Source organism: Paenibacillus glycinis (genome assembly GCF_009909185.1).
Lineage (GTDB): Bacteria > Bacillota > Bacilli > Paenibacillales > Paenibacillaceae > Paenibacillus_Z > Paenibacillus_Z glycinis.
This window is the reverse complement of sequence record NZ_JAAAMV010000010.1, coordinates 149,228-169,149: the sequence shown is the minus strand read 5'-3', so window position 1 is coordinate 169,149 and position 19,922 is coordinate 149,228. Positions and strand designations below refer to the sequence as shown.

Below are 19,922 nucleotides of genomic sequence, written 5' to 3'. Positions count from 1 at the left end.
CACCTCTGCTTGTAGTTTGGCTTACTTCAGCCTCGCGTCTTCGACGTTGATCTTCGCCGGAATGAGCTGCAGGTTCAGAAACGCGTCGGCGATCTGCTGCTGCGCCTCGATGATGGCATCGTCGATCGGCAGCACGCCGTAATCTCTTCGTGCCGACGCTATCTCCAGCGACGGGACATCGATGCCGAGCTGCGGCGAGAGCAGCGCCGCCACTTCCTTCTGATTGGCTTTGGACCATTCGTCTACTTTCCCCAGCTCGTCGAGGAACGCATCGATGACCGGTTGATTGGCTTCGGCATACGGGCGCGCCGCGAGATAGAATTCAATGTTCGACACGAGGCCTTGGCCGTCCGCGAGCAGCTTCGCGCCGGTCGCGGTTTGCGCCGCCGCCAGAAACGGATCCCAGATTACCCAGGCGTCGACGCTGCCGTTCTCGAAGGCGACCCTCGCATCGCCGGGCTTCAAGAAGACCGGCGTCACGTCCTTGTAATCCACGCCGGCCTTTTCCAGCGCCTTGACGAGCAGATAGTGAACGTTCGAGCCTTTGTTCAGCGCGATCTTCTTCCCTTTCAGGTCCCCCAGCGAAGCGATCTTGGAATCCTTCGGCACGAGGATGCCTTCGCTTTCCGGACTTACGGGCTCGTGGGACAGGTAGACCAGCGGAGCGCCCGCGGCCTGCGCGAAGATCGGCGGCGCTTCGCCGGTATGCCCGATGTCGATGCTGCCGACGTTAAGCGCCTCGAGCAGCTGCGGCCCGCCCGGGAACTCGGTCCAGGTTACCTTGTAGCCCTCGGATTCCAAGCGTTTTTCCAGGGTCCCCTTGGCTTTGAGAATATTGACCGTGCCGTATTTTTGGAATCCGATGCGGACCTCTTTGGCTCCTTTTGCCGGCTCGCTCGCAGCGTATGCGTTCGGCGCGGATGCGTTATCGTTAGCTGTATTCGCGGACTCTCCGGCGCTGTTCGCGCCGCACGCCGTCAGGATGAGAACCAGACTGAGCAGCGAGATGACGATGAACGGGAATGACCTTAAGGATTGCGTCGTTTTTGTCATTTACAAAACCCCTTTAGGTTTGAATGGCACGCGAAAAACCAGAGGTCTCCGAAAGTCCGATCTCCAGGCAAGGAGTATCGGCCTCGGAAACCTCCGGCTGTCCGGTAGGCTTCGTGATTCTGATTTCTCTATAGTATATAGATTATTCCGATAAGTCAACTATGAATTAAACAAAAATGGGCGGCCCGTCTCCTGTTCAAGCCCGTGCACGCATGGCTAAATTCTGCCTGAGACGCCGATTCTTCACCTTTGCGAACGGAAGAAACAGGAAGAAAAGCGAAAATCCCGCCGGGGGATTTTCGCTTTCAGGCTGTCTGGAGCTATGTCTATGGGCGGATGCCCATGATTCCGCACTATCGTCCGCGACCGCGTTACTCGAAGCGCTCCAGGACGATCTTGCCGATGGTGCTGCCGGACTCCACCTTCGCGTGCGCCTTGCGCAGGTTGGCCGCGTTGATCGGCGCCATGCGTTCGGTCAGCGTCGTCCGCAGCTCGCCGGACTCCAGCTTGTCCGCCACCTGATTCAGCAGCCGGTGCTGCTCGATCATGTCCGGCGTTTGGTACAACGCGCGGGTGAACATCAATTCCCATGCGAACGTGACGCTCTTATTCTTCAGCAGGGTAAGATCGAGCAGCTCGGCCGTCTCGACGATCGAGCAGATCTTCCCTTGGGGCGCGATCGCTTCGGCCATGTTCGCCCAGTGCTGCTCCGTCAGATTCAAGCAGAAGATATAATCGACATGCGCGAATCCCAACGCCTGCAGCTGCGCCGCGAACGGCTGGCGATGATCGATGATGTGGTCGGCCCCGTGGTCGCGGGCCCACTGCGCCGATTCCGGCCTGGACGCCGTCCCGATCACGGTCAGTCCCGCGTCCTTGGCGATCTGCGTCGCGATCGAGCCGACGCCGCCCGCCGCGCCGATGATCAGAATCGTCTTGCCCGCGTTCCGTTCCCGGTCCCGGGAGACGGCCAATCTGTCGAACAGGCCTTCCCATGCGGTGATCGCCGTCAACGGAAGCGCAGCGGCCTCCGCGAAGTCGAGGTTAAGCGGCTTCCGGCCGACGATCCGTTCGTCGACGAGCTGGAACTCGCTGTTGCTGCCTGCGCGCGCGATGCTGCCCGCGTAATACACTGCATCCCCCGGCTTGAACAGCGTGCAGTCGTCCCCAACCGCCTCGACTACGCCCGCGGCATCCCATCCGAGCACGCGCGGAGAGGCTTCCGTCCGATCCTTGGGCGCGCGCACCTTGGCGTCCACGGGGTTCACGGAGACGGCCTTGACGTTCACGAGCAGATCCCGGCCTTGCGGGACCGGCTTTTCCACGACGACATCTTGCAGGCTTTCGGGATCGTCGATCGGCAAATACCGGTAGATTCCGATGCCTTTCATTTGCGTCATATCCTCAGTCCTTTCGAATGACTATCCATGACATGATTATATGTGATAAGATCGCATTGCGTAAGTACGCACATTCTTGTTGTATAGTATCGATTTATATACTGTAAAGGCGGTGGACAGGCCCATGGATGCCCATACAAGGCGATTCGGGGAAGACGCCTGCGGGGAAGGCTGTCCCGTGGAGTTTACGCTCGAGATCATCGGCGGAAAATGGAAGGGCGTCTTGCTCTATCATCTCATCGATGGCCGCAAGCGTTTCAACGAGCTGCGCAAGATCTGCCCGGCCATAACGCAGCGCATGCTCACCCTGCAGCTCCGGGAGCTCGAGGAGGACGGGATCGTTCACCGGGAAGTGTACCAGCAGGTGCCGCCCAAAGTGGAGTATTCGCTGACCGCGTTCGGCATGACGCTGAAGCCGATCATTCTCGCGATGAAGCAATGGGGCGAGACGTATCGGCAGCAAAGCACGGCTGACCGCGCAAACCAGTAAAAGGACCTCGGGCGAGGTCCTTTTTGCTGCTTCGCCGAGGGTGCACGAAGGCTGGGCTGGTCCGGGCATTCCCGGTCTTATTCCGCTGGAAGCTGCCGCGATTCCCGCAGTTCTCGCGAAACGCTCCAGCAGGACTCGCCGAATCGCATGCAACCACGCATGAAATGGTCCGTCTACCGCCGCTCGCCTTGCTCCTGCCTGTCTTCATCCAGAACGGCGACATACTGCCACGGCACGACATCGCACAGCCATACGCCGTTCTCCGAGAGGTGGAACCGATGGCCGTCGCGATGCATCGCCGAAGCGTCTATCCTCAGCACGATCGCCTCGCCGCGGCGATCCCCGACGTTGACCGCGGTGCGGATATCCGCCGACAGATGCACGTGCTGGCGCGATCGCTTCCGAATGCCCTCCGCTTGAATGTTCTCGAGAAACCGCTGCACCGTGCCGTGATACAACGCTTCGGGCGGGACGGCTTCCTTCAGCTCCACGTCGACGGACAAGGAATGCCCTTGGTTCGCGCGGATCTTGCTTCGGTCCGCATTGAATCGATAACGCTGCTTGTCGTTCTCCCGAACGATCCGCTCCAGCGTCTCCAGGTCGAGTGCCTTGCCCGCCTGCTTGCACCCGGCAAGCAGTTCCCCCACGTCAGCCTAGCCGTTCGCGTCCAGCCGAATGCCGGCCGCGGCGGGGTTATGGCGCAGCACCAGGCTGAGGAACCGGCCCAAGGCTTCGTCCCGGTCATTTGATGTCGTCATGGTTCAACTCCTGTCCGCCCGTTCATGCGCTACCCCTAGCGGCGCTTGTACGTCGTCTTGATAAATCCCCCGAACACGTCATGGCTGAACGCAAACCCGCGGCCGAGGTAGAAGTCCAGCGCCGCCTCGTTGCCGTTCGACACGAATATAAAGATAACGTCCACGTCGGAGAAGCTATCCAGCCATTCCATCGCCATCCCGAACAGTTTGGAGCCGAGCCCCAGATGGCGGTAGCCGTCGCGGAGGTACAAATTGTTCAAGCAGCCGACCTTGTCCGGCAGATCGTCCCAATCCGGATAGAAGCCTTGGCTGCCTTCGGCGCGGGGCGCCCAGTCCGGATATGCATGCTTGCTGCGCGCGATGTTGTCGATCGTCGAGAAGGCGTATCCCACGGGAACGCCGTCGTCCTTCACGAGGATCACTTGGCTCTCCAGCGCGCTCGCGTAGCTTCGCTTCATTCGCGTGTCGAAGTTCATCGCGTCGAACAGCTCCGGCGCCAGCGTCGCCCGCGATTTCTGAAAAGCCATCAGCTCGTTGCACAGCTCCCGGCACGGTTCGATGTTCCCGTCCTGCACGATCTCGACGGTGATGGTATTCCGCATGTCTTCACCGCTCCTTTCGATTTTAGGATAGGGCTCCATTATAGGGCGGAGCGGCCGTCAAGGAAATCGGCAAAAAAGCCGTCTTCGGCCGAAGACGGCTTCTCCCGCAACCAACCCGGATTATCCCTTGACCGACGCGATCGCCCCGTTCAAGGCATCGATGACGCGATCGCACCACTGGTCGAACGCCGGATCTTCCTTCTGGTGCTCGGGATGCGCCAGAATGTAGTCCACCGTCTGCTTGATCCCCTGATCGAAGCGCGTCGTCGCGACGAAGCCGGGCACCAGCCGCTTCAGCTTGGCGTTGTCGAACACGACGGAATTCGCCTTGTCGCCGATCAACCCGCCGGTGTAGTCCTCCGTGCTGCATGCCGCCAGGAACGAAGAGGCGACGTGGACCGCCTGCAGCTTGACGCCGAGCGCGTCCGCGATCGCTTCGTAGATCTGGTTCCAGGTCAGCGTCTCGTCGGACGTGATCTGGACGGATTCCCCGATCGCGTGAAGGTTGCCCATGAGCCCGATGAAGCCTTTGGCAAAATCGGCGTTGTGCGTCATCGTCCAGAGGGACGTGCCGTCGCCGTGAATGATGACGGGCTTGTTCGCCAGCATCCGCTTGGCGACCTGCCAGGAGCCGTTCCGGCCATGCACGCCGAGCGGGATGGACCGTTCGTCATAGGTGTGGCTCGGCCGCACGATCGTAATCGGGAAGCGGTGCTCCCGGTACTGCTTCATCAGATAATCCTCGCATGCGATCTTGTTGCGGGAATACTCCCAGTACGGATTGGCCAGCGGCGTGCTTTCGGATACGCGGTAATCGGACAGCGGCTTCTGGTAGGCGGAAGCGGAGCTGATGAAGACGAACTGCTTCGTTTTGCCGTTGAACAGCCGGAAGTCCCGTTCCAGCTGCTCCGGACGGAAGGCGATAAAGTCCGCGACGACATCGAAGTCCAGCTCGCGAATCAGCTCCGCGACGCGCGCTTCGTCGTTGATATCCGCTTGCAGCAGCTTCACGTTGTCCGGCAGGTTTCCGTTTCGCGTGCCGCGATTGAGCAGATACAGCTCGCATCCGGCTTCCGCCAACTGCGTGGTGATGGCGGAACTGATGATGCCGGTTCCCCCGATAAATAGCGCTTTCATAAGACAAGACACCTCCGAAAAAGTTTTGGCTCGACAAGCTATATATTCGATCCGCGGCCGCAAAGTCCTCTATCTCGGCGGCGTCCGACTGCTTGCAAGGCTCTTCCGAAAGCGTCCGAAGCGCGGGGCGCCCGGCTCTTATTCCTTGTCGATCGGCTGTTGGATGCGATCCTCGTAATAGTCGAAGAACAGCTGCCGATGCGTGCCCCTTACCGCATAGAACACGTCGGACAGCCGTTTCCCCCTGCGGGCGAGCTCGCGCTCCAGCCATTCCTTCGTCAAGCCGTTCATCGCCAGGTTGCGCTCCAGCAGCAGACCGTCCATGACCAGCTCGACGGGAAACGACAGCTCTTTGACCTGCAGCTTCAGGTCTTTCTTGGTGGCGACCTGATAATCGTCCTTCTTCAGCACGGATAACATGCCGTTATCCTCGAACACGACGTATTCCGCCTCGTCGATGTTGAAGATTCCTTGCTCCCGCAGCGCCTGATCCAAGGAATCCAGCGTATATCTGACCTTCTTCATGTTGCCCTCGAGAATTTTCCCGCCCTCGACGAGCACGGTCGGAGAGCCGGAGATCCAGCTGCGCAGCTTGCGGTTCTTCAAGGCAACGACGGCCAGCAAGAGCGACGTCACGCCCGTTACGATGAGTGCCAGCACCATGTAAATCGCTTTGATCTTCAGATTAAACGCCAGGTTGCCCGCGATGGACCCCAGCGTGATGCCCGTGACAAAGTCCAGGAACGTCATGTTCGACACCGTTTGTTTGCCGAGCATTTTGGCGATCAGCAGGAGCAGCAAAATGGCTGCGACCGACCTGAGAAACACATCCGCGTAAGCGTTCAACCGCCGCGCCTCCCTTCAACTACACTATTGCCAATCCGCATCCGAGCCAACCGCTTCCCGCCCACCGCAGACCGGCGAGGCCGGCCCGGCCGAAATCGCGGTCCCCGCCCGCTCGACGGGGTTTTAAATACCCCGTATATGGAGATAGTGGTAAAAAGTACAACATCCGGGTGGTCAGCATGGTTTCCTTTTACGAGGCGATGAAAAAAATGCATAAAAGAGGTACCGGCCGCCACAAATCGCTGGAAAGCGACACGAACAAAACCGCGAATGCGTTAAAAGATACGCTGGAAGACAATTTGCGCTTCATCGATGCCGGCCTCGGCAACAGCACGGATCTGGTCATTCGGCAGTTTACGATCACCGCGAACCGCCGGCTCTGCCGGACCGCGATCGTGTATATCGACGGGCTGGCCAATCCGCAGGCGCTGCTGGATTCGCTGCTGAAGGACGACAACGAGACGCGGAAAGCCATCGAGCACCCCGAAGAGACCAATCCCCTGCAGCTCCTTCGGGACTACGTATTGACCATCGGCGACATGCACGGCGCGTCCGACTTCGATACGCTGCTGCATGCGGTTTTATCGGGCGATACCGCCATTCTGGTAGACGGATTCGCCGAAGGAATCGTCGCCGATACCCGCGATTTTACCGACCGGGGCGTGACCGAGCCTTCGTCGCAAACCGTCGTGCGGGGCCCTCGCGAGGGGTTCTCCGAGACCTTGCGCACGAATACCGCCCTCGTTCGCAGGAAGATCAAGGATCGCAACCTATGGATGGAAACGAGGCAGATCGGCGATGTAACCAAAACGGACGTTTCCCTCATGTTCATCAAAGGGACCGTGAACGACAAAGTCGTGGACGAGGTCCGCGCGCGGATGGACCGCATCGACATCGACGCCATCTTGGAAAGCGGCTATATCGAGGAGCTCATCCAAGACGATTCGTATTCGCCGTTTCCGACGATCTACCATTCGGAACGCCCGGATGCGATAGCGGGCGGCCTGCTGGAAGGGCGCGTCGCCATCTTCGTGGACGGGACGCCGTTTGTTCTCCTGGTGCCCGCCCTCTTCACGCATTTCATGCAAACGCCGGAGGACTACTATCAGCGCGCGGATATCGGATCGCTGCTCCGCATCCTGCGCTACGTGTGCCTGTTCATTGCCCTGTTCGGGCCTTCCGCGTACATCGCCATCACGACGTTCCATCAGGAGATGATTCCGACCCCGCTGCTCATCAGCATCATGGCGCAGCGGGAAGGCATTCCGTTCCCCGCCTTCATCGAAGCGATCATCATGGAAGTGACCTTCGAGATTCTGCGGGAAGCCGGGGTCCGCATGCCGCGGACGATCGGCCAGGCCGTGTCGATCGTCGGCGCGCTCGTCATCGGGCAGGCCGCGGTGGACGCCGGACTGGTCGGGCCGGCCATGGTCATCGTCGTATCGATCACGGCCATTTCCAACTTCGTCATTCCGTCGTACAACATGGGCATCTCCGTGCGGATGATCCGGTTCATCTATATGATGCTGGCCGCGTCGTTCGGCCTGTACGGCATACTCGTCGGCACGATCGTCATGGTGCTGCACCTCTGCAGCCTGCGTTCGTTCGGCGTCCCCTACTTGGCGCCGTTCGCGCCGTTTATCATCGAGGACCAGAAGGACAATATCTTCCGTCTTCCCCAATGGGCGCTGCTGACCCGTCCCCGTCTGGTCAGTCCCAATAACCGGAAACGGCAAAAAAACCACCCCCCGCATAAACCCGCGCCTTAGCGGCGGTTGATAGGCTTGAGAAGGGGATGATCCTGACATGAGCGTACACGGAGCAATTCGATTCGTCCTGCTTTGCATGGCCTTCCTGACGGTAACGGGCTGTTGGAACCGCAACGAGCTCAACGAGATTTCCATTGCCACCGCCTTCGGCTTCGACAAGAATGCCGGGCGGTACAACGTGTCCGCGCAGATCATCAACGCCACCGAGATCGCGACGAACAAAGGCAGCAGCGGACGGGCTCCGGTCATCACGGTGCAGATGCCCGGGCGTACCATCTTCGAAGCGGTGCGCGCGTTGACCACGACGACGCCGAGGAAGATCTATTCGTCGCATCTGCGCATTCTCGTCATCGGCGAGGATTTGGCGCGCGAGGGGATCGCCAAGGTCCTGGACGGGTTATCGCGGGATCATGAGCTGCGCACGGACTTCTACATCATCGTCGCCAGGAACACCACCGCGAATCAGGTGCTGCGGATTCTGACGCCGCTCGAGCGCATCCCGACGGACAAGATGTACTCCTCGCTGGAAGCGTCCCAGCGCAATTGGGGCGTAACGGCGAAGGTCGATCTGCATCAGCTGATTTACGATCTGGTCGATAAGGGAAAGGACCCCGTGCTCGCCGGCATCCGCATCGAGGGCAATGCGCGCCGCGGCGGGACCCGAATGAACCTGAGCAACGCAAGCCCGCAGGCCATTCTGACTTACGAGGGTCTGGCCGTTTTCCATAAGGACAAGCTCGTGGGGTGGCTGAACGACAAGCAGAGCAAGGGATATAACTACATCCGCGGCAATATCAAGAGCACGATCGTCCCGCTTCCTTGTCCGACGGGCGACGATCTCGATATCGAGCTGATCCACGCCAGCCACAAAATCAAAGGCAGGATCGTGGACGGCAAGCCCGAGATCAACGTCAGCATCCGGGCGGAGGGAAACATCGGGGAAGTCGAATGCGACATGAAAATCGCCACCAACGAGGCGATCGCGCTGCTCGAGCAAGAGCTGAACGAACAGATCAAGGACGCTATCGAAGCGGCGATCACGCGGGCCAAGTACTACAAATCCGATATCTTCGGCTTCGGATCGGCCATTCACCGGGCCAACTTCAAGGCATGGAACCGCATGGAGTCGGATTGGGAAGACGAGTTCGCCCGCGTGCCCGTCCATGTCACCGTCAACGCCAAGCTGCGCCGTACCGGCTCGGTGGTCGAATCCTTCCTGGAACGAATGGGGGGTTCCTAAAGGTGCTCTGGATCTCGCTGATCGCGGCAGCCTGCGTCGTACGCTATCAATATCCTAAGCTCAAGCGCCGCAAGCAGCTGAAAGAGCTGTGGCTGTCCGCGAGCATTCTCGTCTTCGCCTTAGGGCTGAGCGTCGCCCAGAGCTTTCATGCGCCCATTCCCAATCCGCTGGACTGGATCACCGCCATATACAAGCCCATGAGCAAGGTCGTCTTGTCCGCGCTCAGTTAGCAGGCAGAAAGGAAGCATGCAGCCGATGATCGAGAAAGGAAAAATAAACCGGCGGCAGTTCGCGATTCTGACGATGCTGTTCAGCCTGGGAAGCACGATTCTCATCGTGCCGTCGGCGCTGACCGCCGTCTCCAAGCAGGACGGCTGGATCTCGGCGATCGTCGGCGTCCTCCTGGGCATGCTGCTGATCGGGCTCTATACCGTGCTCGGATCCCGTTATCCCAAACAGTCCCTCGTGCAGTATTCGGAAACCATTCTCGGCGCATGGCTCGGCAAAATCGTCGCGCTGCTGTTCTTCTCGTTCTTCTTCTTGCTCTCTTCGCTCGTGCTGCGCAACGTGGGCGACTTCATTACCACGATCGTCATGCCCGAGACGCCGATCCAAATCGTCCACTGGATCTTCGTGTTCGCGGTCCTCATGGCCGTCAGCCTGGGCCTCGAGGTCATCGCGCGCTCGTCGGAGATCTTTCTGCCGTGGGTGGTCTTCCTGCTGCTCATCCTGATCGTGTTCCTGGTGCCGCAGATTCAATTCGACCGCATCCAGCCCGTCTTCGAATCCGGCACGAAAGCGATCCTGCACAGCAGCCTATCCATCATCAGCATTCCGTACCTGGAGCTCACCGTCTTCCTCATGCTCTATCCATACGTCAACCATCCGGAGAAGATCGGCTCGGCCTACTTGAAGGGCGGCGTGCTGGGCGGCCTCGTCATCATCATCGTGACGATGCTCTGCGTGTTCGTCCTCGGCTGGGACTTCACCTCCAGGCATACGTTCCCCAGCTATACCCTGGCGAAAAAGATCCAGGTCGGCGAATTCCTGCAGCGCATCGAGGTGCTGGTAGCCGTCATCTGGTTCTTGACCATCTTCTTCAAGCTGGCGCTGTGTTTCTACGCCGCGATGCTCGGACTCGCCCAGCTGTTCCGCCTGAGCTCCTACCGCCCGCTGATCGTGCCCTGCGGCATCCTGCTGGCCGTGCTGTCGATCATCGTCTATCCCAACATCGTCTACTTCCGCGTATTCGCGTCGGAGATCTGGCCCTTCTACTCGTTAACCTTCGGCTTCTTCTTCCCCGTGCTTCTGCTGGTCGTCTCGTTGTTCAGGGGAACCGCCAAATAGCGATTCATCCCTTGCCCGGCCGGATCAACGCAGCTGAAAATGGTTCCGTCCTGCGCGCTTCACCTGGTACATCGCGTCGTCCGCGCTGTTCAGCAGCGCATCGACGCCGTCGCCGTCTCTCGGGAACATGCTGACCCCCATGCTCATCCCGATCGGAATGACGAGCTGCCCGTAGTACAGCACATCGTCGACGAGCGATTGCTGCAGCCGGATCAAGAGATCGTGGACGAAATCGGCGGCGCTCTCGGCCGGGATTCCGCTCAGGTAGAAGACGAACTCGTCTCCGCCGAACCTGGCCGCCATCCCTTGGCCCGCGACGGCCTCGCCGATGAGCCGGGCCGCGTGCTTGAGCACTTCGTCGCCGGCTTTGTGGCCGTACGTATCGTTCGTTTCCTTGAACAGGTCCAGATCGACGAGCACGAGCGCCAGCTGCCGTCCCTCTGCCCCGGCCCGCCCGATCTCCGCCTCGAGCTTCTCGTAGAAGAACCGGCGGTTCGGCAGCTGCGTGAGCGGATCATGATAGGCCAGGAAGGTAATCACGTTCTGGTTCTCCTTCTGCGCCGTGATGTCGCGGATGATCAGGATGATATGCGGCTCGTTGTCCGCGAGCACGTAGTCGCCGTCCATCAGCACGTCGATCCGCCGTTCCCCCGCGATGATCGTCGTCTCGAATTCCTTGAGGTCCTGCCTGCCCTGGATGCGCGCCTTCACCTGCTCGCCCGCCAGCTCGTAGAACCCCGCCTTATCGAGCGCGATCGGACGAAACAGCAGCTGGGCGCTCGGATTGGCCTCCTTCACCCGCCCTTGCAGGTCGAGCAGCAGGATCGCCGCCGGGTTCAGGTTGAACAGCTTCTCGTACTTCTTGTCGCTGAAGTTCAAGAAGTCGAAGCGGATCATGGCCAGCCGCAGCGCGAAGCACCAGATCAAGCCCGCGTAGATGTAGGGATAAGGCGGGAGCCGGTCGCCGAACTGGAAATAACCCGTGATCACGGTCCAGACGAGGACGAGAATGGCGCCGAGGTTCAGCACGCCGTAGACCGCCTTATGCTCCGCGGTCGCCGCGTTCGACTTGCCTTTGGCGACCATGAACAGGAAGAAGGCGCTGACGATGAGGCTGGCGGTGATGGTAATGTAGTACGCCGCGTTATAGATCGGCATCTTCCAGACGCCCTGCTGCACGAACAGATCCGTGGAAATGATGCGCTTGGCGCTGACGAGATTGATTGCGACCGCGATCAGCGGCAGGTAGAACACGTACGGATAGAGATAACGGGGCATCCGCCGGTCGAAGCGGGCGAATTTCGTGAGGACGTGGGAGCCGATGCCGGGGATGAGGATCCCGACGTTGCCGAACCATTTGGCCGACAGCGCGCCGCTGTAAGCCATGGGGAGCTCGTAGCGGATGAATTCCTCCAGGAACAGCAGGAAGTAACAAGCGATCATGATGCTGACGAGCCGGTGCTCCGGGCTCTTCGTATCCCGCAAAAACACGTCGAGCCCCATGTACATGAAGAACAGAATCGGCAGCAAATAAAAAAACAAAGGCGCCAGCGCTTCGGATAAGCTCATTCGACCACATCGCTTCTAAAGAGTCTTCGTACCTATAATTTCGACGTTTTTCGCCAATAAATCAAGCCCTTCATGCAAATAATCCGGTTCGCGCCGCGCGTGGACCGTTCGATAAAGCTTGCAAGTTTATCAATTGAGTAGTAAAGTGATAATCAAGCAAACGGAAGGAGGGATGGCGCATTCGCGACACGACGCTGAGTTCCTTGATCTGGGTCCGCATCTCTCGTTTCACGAGCCACAGCAACCAGCTGTCGAACGAATTCCTGAACCGGTTCGAGCTGACGATCGCGCAGTTCGACGTGCTGATGCAGGTTCGGATCCATCAGCCGCTGAACCAGACGGAGCTGGCCGAGAAGGTGACCGTCACGCAGGGCGGCATCTCGCGCATGCTGGCGCGCCTGGAGAAAGAAGGCTATATCGTCCGCAAGCAGGATTGGAAGACGAAGTCGATCCGTCTCACGCCCAAGGCCGAAGCGATCCTGGAACGGGCATTCCCGGAGCAGTCCGCCTTTCAATCGTCGTTCTTCGACGAGGTGCTGAGCGAAGAAGAACAAAAGACCCTGTACGCGCTGATGACGCGCGTCCACAAACACAGCCTGCGGAAAGAACTGCCGCCCGAGTAGGTCCCCTGCTTGAGCAGCAATTTTTTTACCCTATCAATTGACTAATCAAGTGAAATAGAAAACATAATCAAAAGGAGCGATTCACGTGGCAAACCATCCAATGGAGCAGTACCGCATGCAACCGAATACCGGCATCGAGTTCGGCTTGTATTCGATCGGGGATCATTTCCCGGATCCGCATACGGGCACCCTCGTCAGCGCCGAACGGCGCATTCGCGAGATTATCGAGGCCGGCAAGCTGGCCGACGAAGCGGGTCTCGACGTCTTCGCGCTCGGCGAGAGCCATCAGGATCACTTCGCGACGCAGGCGCATTCGGTCATCCTCGCGGCCGTGGCGCAGGCGACGAAGCGCATCAAGATATCCAGCTCCGTCACGGTGCTGAGCACGGCTGATCCGGTCCGGGTGTACGAGGACTTCGCCACGCTCGACCTGATCTCGGGCGGGCGGGCGGAGATCGTCGCCGGCCGCGGCTCGCGCGTCGGCGTCTATCACCTGCTCGGTTATGACGTGCGGGATTACGAAGAATTATTCGAAGAGAAAATGGATCTGCTGCTGCAGCTGAACCGGGAGTCCGCGGTGACCTGGGAGGGTAAATTCCGCGCGCCGCTGACGGGCGCGAAGATCCTGCCGCAGCCGCTGAACGGGTCGCTGCCCATCTGGCGGGCGGTTGGCGGCACGCCGGCCAGCGCGATCAAGGCCGGCTACGCCGGCGTGCCGATCATGCTGGCGCAGCTGGGCGGTCCGGCCGTCAGCTCCAAGCGGACGATCGACGCCTATCGCGAGACCGCCAAGGAGCGCGGCTTCGATCCCGCGGCGCTGCCGGTCGCGGTCACGAGCCTTTTCTACGCGGCGCCTGACTCGCAGGACGCGATGCGCGAATATTACCCGCATCTGAATGCCGGCTTGCAGGCGCTTCACGGCACCGGCTATCCCAAGCAGCAATTCGCGCAGGCGGCGAGCGTCCGCGACGTCATGATGATGGGCAGCCCGCAGCAGATCGTCGAGAAGCTGCTTCACCAATACGAGCTGTTCGGCCATCAGCGCATCATGGCCCAGATCGATTTCGGCGGCATCCCGTTCGATAAAGTCGCCCGCAACATCGAGCTGATCGCGACCGAGATCATGCCCGCCGTCAAGAAATACACCGCGAAGCCTGCCGCGAAGGAGGAAGTACGATGAAGCTCGTTGTCCTCTCCGGCTCCAACGTCGGAACCAAGACCAGAACCGCCATGGATTACACGCTCGGAATCGTGCGGGAGAAGTATCCGGATGCGGACGTCGCCCTGCTCGATCTGGCGGAATACGAGATCGTCTTCAGCGACGGGCGCGACTATCGGGAATATGAAGGCGATACGAAGTTCGTGACCGAAACGATCATGAACGCCGATGCCGTCCTCATCGGCACGCCGACGTTCCAGGCTTCGATCCCGGCGACGCTCAAAAACATGTTCGATCTGCTGCCGGTGAACGCGTTCCGGGATAAAGTCGTCGGCATGCTCGTCACCGCCGGCACGGCCAAGCATTACCTCATGGCCGAGCAGCAGCTGAAGCCGATTCTCGCCTACATGAAGGCGCATGTCGTGCCGGCGTACGTCTTCGTCGAAGAGAAGGATTTCAACCGCAAGGCGATCGTCAACGACGACGTGCTGTTTCGCATGGAGCGGCTCGTCGAGGATACCTTCGCGTATGCGGAAGCCTTTGCCGCGATTCGGAAAGCGAAGGACGCGGCGTACGATTTCTGACCGGATGCGCGGGATAAGCCGCCTCGTGCGGAATAATTGTCGTGAGGGATGCCCGCATCGTGCTGAACGAACGCCGCGCGGGATGAGAATCGTTCGGAACGAACAAACGGGTTGAGGACCTCGTCCCCAACCCGCTTCTTCGTTTGCGATCCGCCGCGGTGCTTGCGCGAAGCAAGCGCTGCGGCTTTCGGCGCGACTGCGGCATGTCGCGTCTCATGCGTACGCAAGAGCGCGCACGCACGTATAATGGCCCGACGCCTGCCAGCCAGGCCTATTTCGCCGCCTTCGTCCAGTCCGCCGCGAATTTGGCCAAGCCCTGGTCGGTCAACGGATGCTTGGAGAGCTGCTCGATCACGCCGTAGGGCACGGTCGCGATGTGAGCGCCTGCCATCGCCACGCGGGTCACGTGATCCGGGTGGCGGACGGACGCCGCGATGATCTGCGCCGGCAGCCCGTGCACGCGGAACAGCTCGGCGATCTTGGCGACCAGCAGCACGCCGTCCTCCGAGATATCGTCCAGCCGGCCCAGGAACGGCGAGACGTAGGTAGCGCCCGCGCGGGCGGCGAGCAGCGCCTGGTTCACCGTGAAGATCAGCGTGACGTTCGTCTTGACGCCTTTCTTGGTCAGATAGCGGCAGGCTTCCAGCCCCTCCAGCGTCATCGGGAGCTTGATGGTGATGTTCTTGTCGCCGTTGTTGATCTTGATCAGCTCGTTCGCTTGGGCGATCATGTCCTCGGCCGTCAGCGCTTCGGGCGTCACCTCGGCGGACACCGATTCCACCTCGGGCACGAGCTGCAGAATCTCCGCGATGCGGTCCTCGAACTTCACGCCTTCCTTGGCGACCAGGGAAGGGTTCGTCGTCACGCCGGACAGGACGCCGACTTTGTAGGCTTTCTTAATATCCGCGATATTGGCGGTATCGATGAAAAATTTCATGGGAAACGGCCTCCGATTCGTATGGTTTGATCAGCTTGTCGCTTGTCGTTCGCTTGCCTTGCCGCATTCAGAGCTGCCGGCTGCACTTGGATCGTCAGGTCTTCTCCACGGCATGGCCGCCGAATTCGTTGCGCAGCGCGGCGACCACTTTGCCGGTAAACGTATCGCTGTCGAGGGAACGGTAGCGCATGAGCAGCGACATCGCGATGACCGGCGTGGCGGCCTGCAGGTCGAACGCCGTCTCGACCGTCCATCTGCCTTCGCCCGAGGAGTGCATGATGCCCCGGATATCCTCCAGCTTGCCGTCCTTGGAAAACGCCCGCTCCACCAGCTCGATCAGCCACGAACGGATGACCGAGCCGTTGTTCCAGACGCGCGCCACCCGCTCGTAGTCGAACTCGAAGCCGCTCTTCTCGAGCACCTCGAAGCCTTCGCCGATGGATGCCATCATGCCGTATTCGATCCCGTTATGGACCATTTTCAGAAAATGACCGCTGCCCGCCTTGCCCGCGTAGAGATACCCGTTCTCCACGGCCGTGTCGCGAAACAGCGGCTCCACGACGGCCCATGCCTCGGGATCTCCGCCCGCCATATAGCATGCGCCGTTCCGGGCGCCTTCCATACCGCCCGAAGTTCCGACGTCGATGAACTTGATTCCGTGGCCTTGCAATTGTTCGTACCGGCGGATGGACTCCTTGTAATGGGAATTCCCGCCTTCGATGACGATGTCTCCCGCGGACAGCAGCGGCGCGAGCTCCTTCAGGACAACGTCCACGACCTTATGCGGCACCATGATCCAGAGCACTCTGGGCGCGGCGAGCGCGGCGGCCAGCTCCTGCAACGTGCCGGCGCCCTTGGCGCCGTACGATTCCATTTCCCGAACGGCCTCGGCATTCAGGTCGAAGGCGACCACCTCGTGCCGGTGATCGATTAAATTTTGCCCAAGATTCAAGCCCATCTTCCCTAAGCCGATTAATCCCACTTTCATCTGATTGCCTCCCTGAGGTTCTTGTTCCGGCGCTGCCGCGCATTCCAATAAAACGAAACGGCAGCCAACCGATCGTTCAACTTCGCGCTCGATGTCCTTATTCTTCTCGATTGGCCGTGCCGTTATGAATCCCCGGGCAAATCATCCGAAAAAACGCAAAAAGCCGACATCAATGACCATTGACGTCGACTTGTTCGGCTGCCTATCCGCGCGGCATCACGGCGCGATCTTCGCCGGCAGGATGCCGTAGTTGATTAACAAGCTCTGGATCCGGGCCTGGTTGCTTCGCAAATACAGGTTCGTCCAGGCCAGCAACGGCGCGTTCTTGGGCGGGATCGCCATCGCGATCAGATCCACTTGCTCGGTCATGATATGCAGCTGCAGGTCGATGGAACGATCCGGATTGTCGGCAAGCAGCCCCTTGAGCTGCAGCTCGTCGTAATATATCGCCGCCACTTCGCCGTCGATCGCCGCGTCCATCGATTCCTGCGGCGTGGCGAACCGGACGATCTCGGCTTTGGCGAACATCAGGCTCGCATAGCCGACGTACGAGGTACCGGCGATCACGCCGATCTTCACCTTGGCCTGGCGCAGGAGCGCCAGCGGATCCTCGCTCGCGGAGCCGAGGCGCGCCATGGCCAACCGATTCAGCAGGATGCCCTGATGCAGCGTCAGGTACGGGTCGGAGAACAGCACCTTCTCCGCTCTGGGCAACGTCGCGCTGAGTTTGGAGACGGCGATGTCCGCCTGCCCCGACGCGACCTGATTCACGACCTCGTCGAAGGACTTGGCCGTGCGGACGAACTTCACGTCCACGCCCAACTGGGCCGCCATGTCCGCGGCCAGTTCCACGTCGCTGCCGGCCAGAACTCCGTCGGCATCGCGATAGAAGAACGGCTTGCGGTCCGCGGCAGGCATGGCCACCGTCAATGCGCCGCGCTCATAGATCGCGCGCATCTCCGGCGCGTAATACGCGAGGTCCCCTTCCGCGACGGCCCGCTTCGCCGGCGTCACGACGAAGCCGTTCGTCTCGTCCTTCGCTGGCTGCCCGCCGTCCGCCGATCCGCCCGCGCCGCAGGCGGTCAAGCAGAGCGCGCATAACAGGGATAACGCCGCTAGCCGGATTCCTCCCCACAAAGCCAGCCAAGGTCTGTTTCCGTCCGTCATGCGCCAACCTCCTGCTCGATCACGACGACCGCCCCCGCGGTCGCCGCCGTGTGCGTAATGCTGAGCTGGCAGCGATAGGAGAAGCCGAGCTGTCTTCGGACGGCATCCGATAACGAGATGCCCGGTTTCCCCCGATGGTCGGGCAGCACCTCGATATCGTGCATGCCGATGCCTTGTGGCAAATCGAGGCCGAGCGCCTTCATCAGCGCCTCCTTGGCCGCGAATCGCCCGGCGAGCCACTCGGCGCGGCGGCGGTCGCCGGTTAACGCCAGGAAAGCCGCCATCTCGCCATCCGAGAGCAGTCGCTTGACAAGCAGCTCGTTGTCCTTCTCCAGCATTTTATCGAAGCGCGCAATGTCGACCAGATCCATGCCTACGCCGATGATCAATGAATTCCCTCCGCTCGTCGTACATTCAATTCCTTCGCAAGTCGGGCCGCAATCAGATCCCCGTATCCATCCCCGCGCCGATATGGATATTCTGTCCGCTTACCAAGCGCTCGGGGGCTTGAAGCAGCCAGGAAAGCGACGCCTCGGCCAGCTCCCGGGGCTCCGGCAGGTAAGGCTTCAGCGTATGGATCTCCAGCTGCTGCTTGAGCTCCTTCCGGTCCCCTTGCTCCCCGGCATCGGCATAATAACCGTAGGTCACGGCGTTCACGGCGATGCGGAACGGCGAGAGCTCCTTCGCGAGCGATCGCATCATCGCGAGCGAGCCATGGTTCATGACCGGCGAAGCTGGATAGCCGGCATAGTACAGGCTGTCCGCGAGCAGCAGGAACAGAATATGCCCGGCCTTCTCTCGGGCCATATGGGCCGCGGCCGCGCGGCTGTACAGGAACCGCGACCGAAGCTCGGCCGCCGTCGCGATGCCGAATTCGGCGGGCGCGGCGACGAACGCGGCTTCCTCGTCCCGCGCCTGCAGGCCGTGGATCAGGACATGCAAGCCGCCCATGCGCAGCGCCGCCCGGTCCACCGCGTCCCGGATGCCGGCTTCGTCGGCCGAGACGCCCTCGATCGGAAAGAACCGTTCCCGGCAAGGCTCGGGCAGCTCCTGCCCGTATGCCTCGGCTTCGCCCGGCTCGTCCGCGACCATCGCGACCGAGCAGCCCTGCGCGAGCAGCGCGCCCAGCAGGTCCCGATTGAAGAGCCGGCCGGATTTGGTCATCAATACCGCTTTGTTCATCGCAGGAATCCCCCGTCCACTTTCAGCACTTGCCCGGATAGGTAGCCCATCTCGCCGGTTGCGAGCGGCAGAACGACCGACGCGACTTCGCCGGCCGTGCCCAGGCGCTTCAGATTCGTGTGCCGCAGGAAGTTCGCCATCTTGCCGGCGGGAACCGGCTCCGTCATCTCGGTCGCGATCATGCCCGGCGCCACCGCGTTGATTCGGATGCCATCCTGCGCGTAACGCCGGGCGAGCAGCTTGGTCAAGCCGATGATCGCGCCCTTGGCCGTGCCGTAATTCGACTGCGCCTCGCGCCCGTGCATCCCCGATACCGACACGACGTTGACGACGGAACCCCCGCCCTGTTCGCTCATGTACGGAATCGCTTCGGCGGTGCACAGCAGCGTGCCTAGGTAGTTCGTATGCAGCACGGCGTCCCATTCCTCGACCGTCATCCGCATGGCCAAGTTGTCCCGCGTAATGCCCGCGTTGTTTACCAGCATATCGATGCGCCCGAACTTCCGCTTCACCTGCCGCATGACGTCGTTCACGAAAGCCGGATCGTCCACCGAGCCCTGATAGAAGCCGCCGGGAATCGACCGGGACGCCATCTCCGCCTGCAGCTGCTCGGCGATATCCCCGCTCTTGGCATAGAGGCCGATAACGGTCGCGCCGGCTTCCGCGAAGCGCTCCCACACCGCTCTTCCGATGCCGCGCGTGGCCCCCGTGACGATCGCCACCCGGTTCTGGAGCGTCATGACATTCATGCCGTCTCCGAATGGCCGTCCGGCCGCGCCTTCACGCTCGACGCGATGAAGCGGGCGATCGACTCCACGTCCTGCAAATGCGCTTTCAGCTCGTCCGCGGGAATCCCTTCCACCATGACGCCGAACACGACTTCCAAGCCTACCATGATCTCGAACGCCTCGACCGAATCGAGTCCCAATCCTTCGCCGAAGAGGGGCAGGTTGTCGCCGATCTCCCCGGCCGTCACGTCCTCGAGCTCGAGCCGCTCGACGAGCAGCTTTTCTTTCACCGTTGCCTTCAATTCCGCGAGCGATGCCGATTGCCAGTCTTTCATCTGAACTC

General features: G+C 60.7%; 22 protein-coding genes. 8 read left to right on the top strand and 14 right to left on the bottom strand.

What is annotated here, in order from left to right; all coding sequences use genetic code 11:
• Positions 1-21: 21 nt before the first annotated feature.
• Both GT019_RS14965 and GT019_RS14960 read right to left on the bottom strand, forming a co-directional pair.
• A complete protein-coding gene (locus GT019_RS14965) occupies positions 22-1,053 on the bottom strand; it encodes a sulfonate ABC transporter substrate-binding protein (RefSeq protein WP_161743979.1) in 1,032 nt (343 codons plus the stop codon).
• A gap of 371 nt (positions 1,054-1,424) precedes the next feature.
• On the bottom strand, positions 1,425-2,453 hold the full coding sequence (locus tag GT019_RS14960) for a zinc-binding alcohol dehydrogenase family protein (protein ID WP_161743978.1): 1,029 nt from the start codon (positions 2,451-2,453) through the stop codon (positions 1,425-1,427).
• Positions 2,454-2,577: 124 nt separating this feature from the next.
• On the opposite strand from GT019_RS14960, the gene GT019_RS14955 reads away from it, so the two are divergent.
• Positions 2,578-2,943 carry a winged helix-turn-helix transcriptional regulator gene (locus GT019_RS14955; RefSeq protein WP_161743977.1) on the top strand — a complete coding sequence of 122 codons (366 nt, stop codon included), beginning with the start codon at positions 2,578-2,580 and terminating at the stop codon, positions 2,941-2,943.
• Between the two features lie 173 nt (positions 2,944-3,116).
• Here GT019_RS14955 and GT019_RS14950 read toward each other — a convergent pair whose 3' ends face one another.
• The 4 genes from GT019_RS14950 to GT019_RS14935 all read right to left on the bottom strand — a co-directional run bounded on the left by GT019_RS14950 (position 3,117) and on the right by GT019_RS14935 (position 6,286).
• Positions 3,117-3,590 carry an RNA 2'-phosphotransferase gene (locus GT019_RS14950; RefSeq protein WP_201755389.1) on the bottom strand — a complete coding sequence of 158 codons (474 nt, stop codon included), beginning with the start codon at positions 3,588-3,590 and terminating at the stop codon, positions 3,117-3,119.
• A gap of 146 nt (positions 3,591-3,736) precedes the next feature.
• Positions 3,737-4,303 carry a GNAT family N-acetyltransferase gene (locus tag GT019_RS14945; RefSeq protein WP_161743976.1) on the bottom strand — a complete coding sequence of 189 codons (567 nt, stop codon included), beginning with the start codon at positions 4,301-4,303 and terminating at the stop codon, positions 3,737-3,739.
• A 120-nt stretch (positions 4,304-4,423) separates the two neighbouring features.
• Entirely contained in the window at positions 4,424-5,440 is a 1,017-nt protein-coding gene (locus GT019_RS14940; RefSeq protein ID WP_161743975.1) for an SDR family oxidoreductase, read from the bottom strand.
• 138 nt (positions 5,441-5,578) lie between these two features.
• On the bottom strand, positions 5,579-6,286 hold the full coding sequence (locus tag GT019_RS14935) for a DUF421 domain-containing protein (RefSeq protein WP_235948132.1): 708 nt from the start codon (positions 6,284-6,286) through the stop codon (positions 5,579-5,581).
• A gap of 209 nt (positions 6,287-6,495) precedes the next feature.
• Between GT019_RS14935 and GT019_RS14930 the strand changes: the two genes are divergently transcribed.
• From GT019_RS14930 to GT019_RS14915, 4 genes are read left to right on the top strand one after another with little or no spacing between them, the layout of a single operon-like run.
• The gene (locus tag GT019_RS14930; protein WP_235948128.1) at positions 6,496-8,055 is read left to right on the top strand and encodes a spore germination protein; all 1,560 of its coding nucleotides are present in this window, start codon (positions 6,496-6,498) and stop codon (positions 8,053-8,055) included.
• Between the two features lie 37 nt (positions 8,056-8,092).
• The gene (locus GT019_RS14925; RefSeq protein ID WP_161743974.1) at positions 8,093-9,295 is read left to right on the top strand and encodes a Ger(x)C family spore germination protein; all 1,203 of its coding nucleotides are present in this window, start codon (positions 8,093-8,095) and stop codon (positions 9,293-9,295) included.
• Between the two features lie 2 nt (positions 9,296-9,297).
• Complete coding sequence (locus GT019_RS14920) at positions 9,298-9,525, top strand: hypothetical protein (RefSeq protein WP_161743973.1); 228 nt, start codon at positions 9,298-9,300, stop codon at positions 9,523-9,525.
• A gap of 25 nt (positions 9,526-9,550) precedes the next feature.
• Positions 9,551-10,642 carry a GerAB/ArcD/ProY family transporter gene (locus GT019_RS14915; RefSeq protein ID WP_161743972.1) on the top strand — a complete coding sequence of 364 codons (1,092 nt, stop codon included), beginning with the start codon at positions 9,551-9,553 and terminating at the stop codon, positions 10,640-10,642.
• Between the two features lie 24 nt (positions 10,643-10,666).
• Here GT019_RS14915 and GT019_RS14910 read toward each other — a convergent pair whose 3' ends face one another.
• Positions 10,667-12,211: a GGDEF domain-containing protein gene (locus tag GT019_RS14910; RefSeq protein ID WP_161743971.1), complete on the bottom strand. Its 1,545-nt coding sequence runs from the start codon at positions 12,209-12,211 to the stop codon at positions 10,667-10,669.
• Positions 12,212-12,390: 179 nt separating this feature from the next.
• Here GT019_RS14910 and GT019_RS14905 point away from each other — a divergent pair, with 179 nt between their 5' ends.
• The 3 genes from GT019_RS14905 (at position 12,391) to GT019_RS14895 (ending at position 14,577) form a co-directional block, all read left to right on the top strand.
• Positions 12,391-12,834 carry a MarR family winged helix-turn-helix transcriptional regulator gene (locus GT019_RS14905; RefSeq protein WP_161744004.1) on the top strand — a complete coding sequence of 148 codons (444 nt, stop codon included), beginning with the start codon at positions 12,391-12,393 and terminating at the stop codon, positions 12,832-12,834.
• A gap of 100 nt (positions 12,835-12,934) precedes the next feature.
• Entirely contained in the window at positions 12,935-14,014 is a 1,080-nt protein-coding gene (locus GT019_RS14900) for an LLM class flavin-dependent oxidoreductase (protein ID WP_161744003.1), read from the top strand.
• Complete coding sequence (locus GT019_RS14895; protein WP_161743970.1) at positions 14,011-14,577, top strand: NADPH-dependent FMN reductase; 567 nt, start codon at positions 14,011-14,013, stop codon at positions 14,575-14,577. Before GT019_RS14900 ends, GT019_RS14895 begins: the two co-directional genes overlap by 4 nt.
• Positions 14,578-14,848: 271 nt before the next feature.
• On the opposite strand, the gene fsa is transcribed toward GT019_RS14895, so the two are convergent.
• The 7 genes from fsa to GT019_RS14860 all read right to left on the bottom strand — a co-directional run bounded on the left by fsa (position 14,849) and on the right by GT019_RS14860 (position 19,914).
• Positions 14,849-15,514 (bottom strand): fructose-6-phosphate aldolase, encoded by a 666-nt coding sequence (gene fsa, locus GT019_RS14890; protein WP_161743969.1) that lies wholly within the window; start codon positions 15,512-15,514, stop codon positions 14,849-14,851.
• Positions 15,515-15,608: 94 nt separating this feature from the next.
• Positions 15,609-16,502: a phosphogluconate dehydrogenase (NAD(+)-dependent, decarboxylating) gene (gnd, locus tag GT019_RS14885; RefSeq protein WP_161743968.1), complete on the bottom strand. Its 894-nt coding sequence runs from the start codon at positions 16,500-16,502 to the stop codon at positions 15,609-15,611.
• A gap of 216 nt (positions 16,503-16,718) precedes the next feature.
• Positions 16,719-17,669 (bottom strand): ABC transporter substrate-binding protein, encoded by a 951-nt coding sequence (locus tag GT019_RS14880; RefSeq protein ID WP_161743967.1) that lies wholly within the window; start codon positions 17,667-17,669, stop codon positions 16,719-16,721.
• Positions 17,666-18,058, bottom strand: coding sequence for a holo-ACP synthase (gene acpS, locus GT019_RS14875; RefSeq protein ID WP_161743966.1), 393 nt, complete (start codon positions 18,056-18,058; stop codon positions 17,666-17,668). Before acpS ends, GT019_RS14880 begins: the two co-directional genes overlap by 4 nt.
• A gap of 52 nt (positions 18,059-18,110) precedes the next feature.
• The gene (locus GT019_RS14870; RefSeq protein ID WP_161743965.1) at positions 18,111-18,851 is read right to left on the bottom strand and encodes an SDR family oxidoreductase; all 741 of its coding nucleotides are present in this window, start codon (positions 18,849-18,851) and stop codon (positions 18,111-18,113) included.
• The gene (locus tag GT019_RS14865; RefSeq protein WP_235948124.1) at positions 18,848-19,600 is read right to left on the bottom strand and encodes an SDR family oxidoreductase; all 753 of its coding nucleotides are present in this window, start codon (positions 19,598-19,600) and stop codon (positions 18,848-18,850) included. The genes GT019_RS14870 and GT019_RS14865 overlap by 4 nt, the downstream gene beginning before the upstream one ends.
• A complete protein-coding gene (locus tag GT019_RS14860) occupies positions 19,597-19,914 on the bottom strand; it encodes a phosphopantetheine-binding protein (RefSeq protein WP_161743964.1) in 318 nt (105 codons plus the stop codon). Before GT019_RS14860 ends, GT019_RS14865 begins: the two co-directional genes overlap by 4 nt.
• Positions 19,915-19,922 lie beyond the last annotated feature (8 nt).

Bases quoted from the DNA above. Each gene is read 5' to 3' on its own strand.
- gnd (WP_161743968.1), bottom strand. From the start codon at position 16,502: ATGAAAGTGGGATTAATCGGCTTAGGGAAGATGGGCTTGAATCTTGGG.
- GT019_RS14925 (WP_161743974.1), top strand. From the start codon at position 8,093: ATGAGCGTACACGGAGCAATTCGATTCGTCCTGCTTTGCATGGCCTTC.
- GT019_RS14900 (WP_161744003.1), top strand. From the start codon at position 12,935: ATGGAGCAGTACCGCATGCAACCGAATACCGGCATCGAGTTCGGCTTG.
- GT019_RS14870 (WP_161743965.1), bottom strand. From the start codon at position 18,851: ATGAACAAAGCGGTATTGATGACCAAATCCGGCCGGCTCTTCAATCGG.
- GT019_RS14955 (WP_161743977.1), top strand. From the start codon at position 2,578: ATGGATGCCCATACAAGGCGATTCGGGGAAGACGCCTGCGGGGAAGGC.
- GT019_RS14930 (WP_235948128.1), top strand. From the start codon at position 6,496: ATGCATAAAAGAGGTACCGGCCGCCACAAATCGCTGGAAAGCGACACG.
- GT019_RS14895 (WP_161743970.1), top strand. From the start codon at position 14,011: ATGAAGCTCGTTGTCCTCTCCGGCTCCAACGTCGGAACCAAGACCAGA.
- GT019_RS14915 (WP_161743972.1), top strand. From the start codon at position 9,551: ATGATCGAGAAAGGAAAAATAAACCGGCGGCAGTTCGCGATTCTGACG.
- fsa (WP_161743969.1), bottom strand. From the start codon at position 15,514: ATGAAATTTTTCATCGATACCGCCAATATCGCGGATATTAAGAAAGCC.
- GT019_RS14880 (WP_161743967.1), bottom strand. From the start codon at position 17,669: ATGACGGACGGAAACAGACCTTGGCTGGCTTTGTGGGGAGGAATCCGG.
- GT019_RS14910 (WP_161743971.1), bottom strand. From the start codon at position 12,211: ATGAGCTTATCCGAAGCGCTGGCGCCTTTGTTTTTTTATTTGCTGCCG.
- GT019_RS14965 (WP_161743979.1), bottom strand. From the start codon at position 1,053: ATGACAAAAACGACGCAATCCTTAAGGTCATTCCCGTTCATCGTCATC.
- GT019_RS14945 (WP_161743976.1), bottom strand. From the start codon at position 4,303: ATGCGGAATACCATCACCGTCGAGATCGTGCAGGACGGGAACATCGAA.
- GT019_RS14940 (WP_161743975.1), bottom strand. From the start codon at position 5,440: ATGAAAGCGCTATTTATCGGGGGAACCGGCATCATCAGTTCCGCCATC.
- GT019_RS14865 (WP_235948124.1), bottom strand. From the start codon at position 19,600: ATGAATGTCATGACGCTCCAGAACCGGGTGGCGATCGTCACGGGGGCC.
- GT019_RS14860 (WP_161743964.1), bottom strand. From the start codon at position 19,914: ATGAAAGACTGGCAATCGGCATCGCTCGCGGAATTGAAGGCAACGGTG.
- GT019_RS14960 (WP_161743978.1), bottom strand. From the start codon at position 2,453: ATGACGCAAATGAAAGGCATCGGAATCTACCGGTATTTGCCGATCGAC.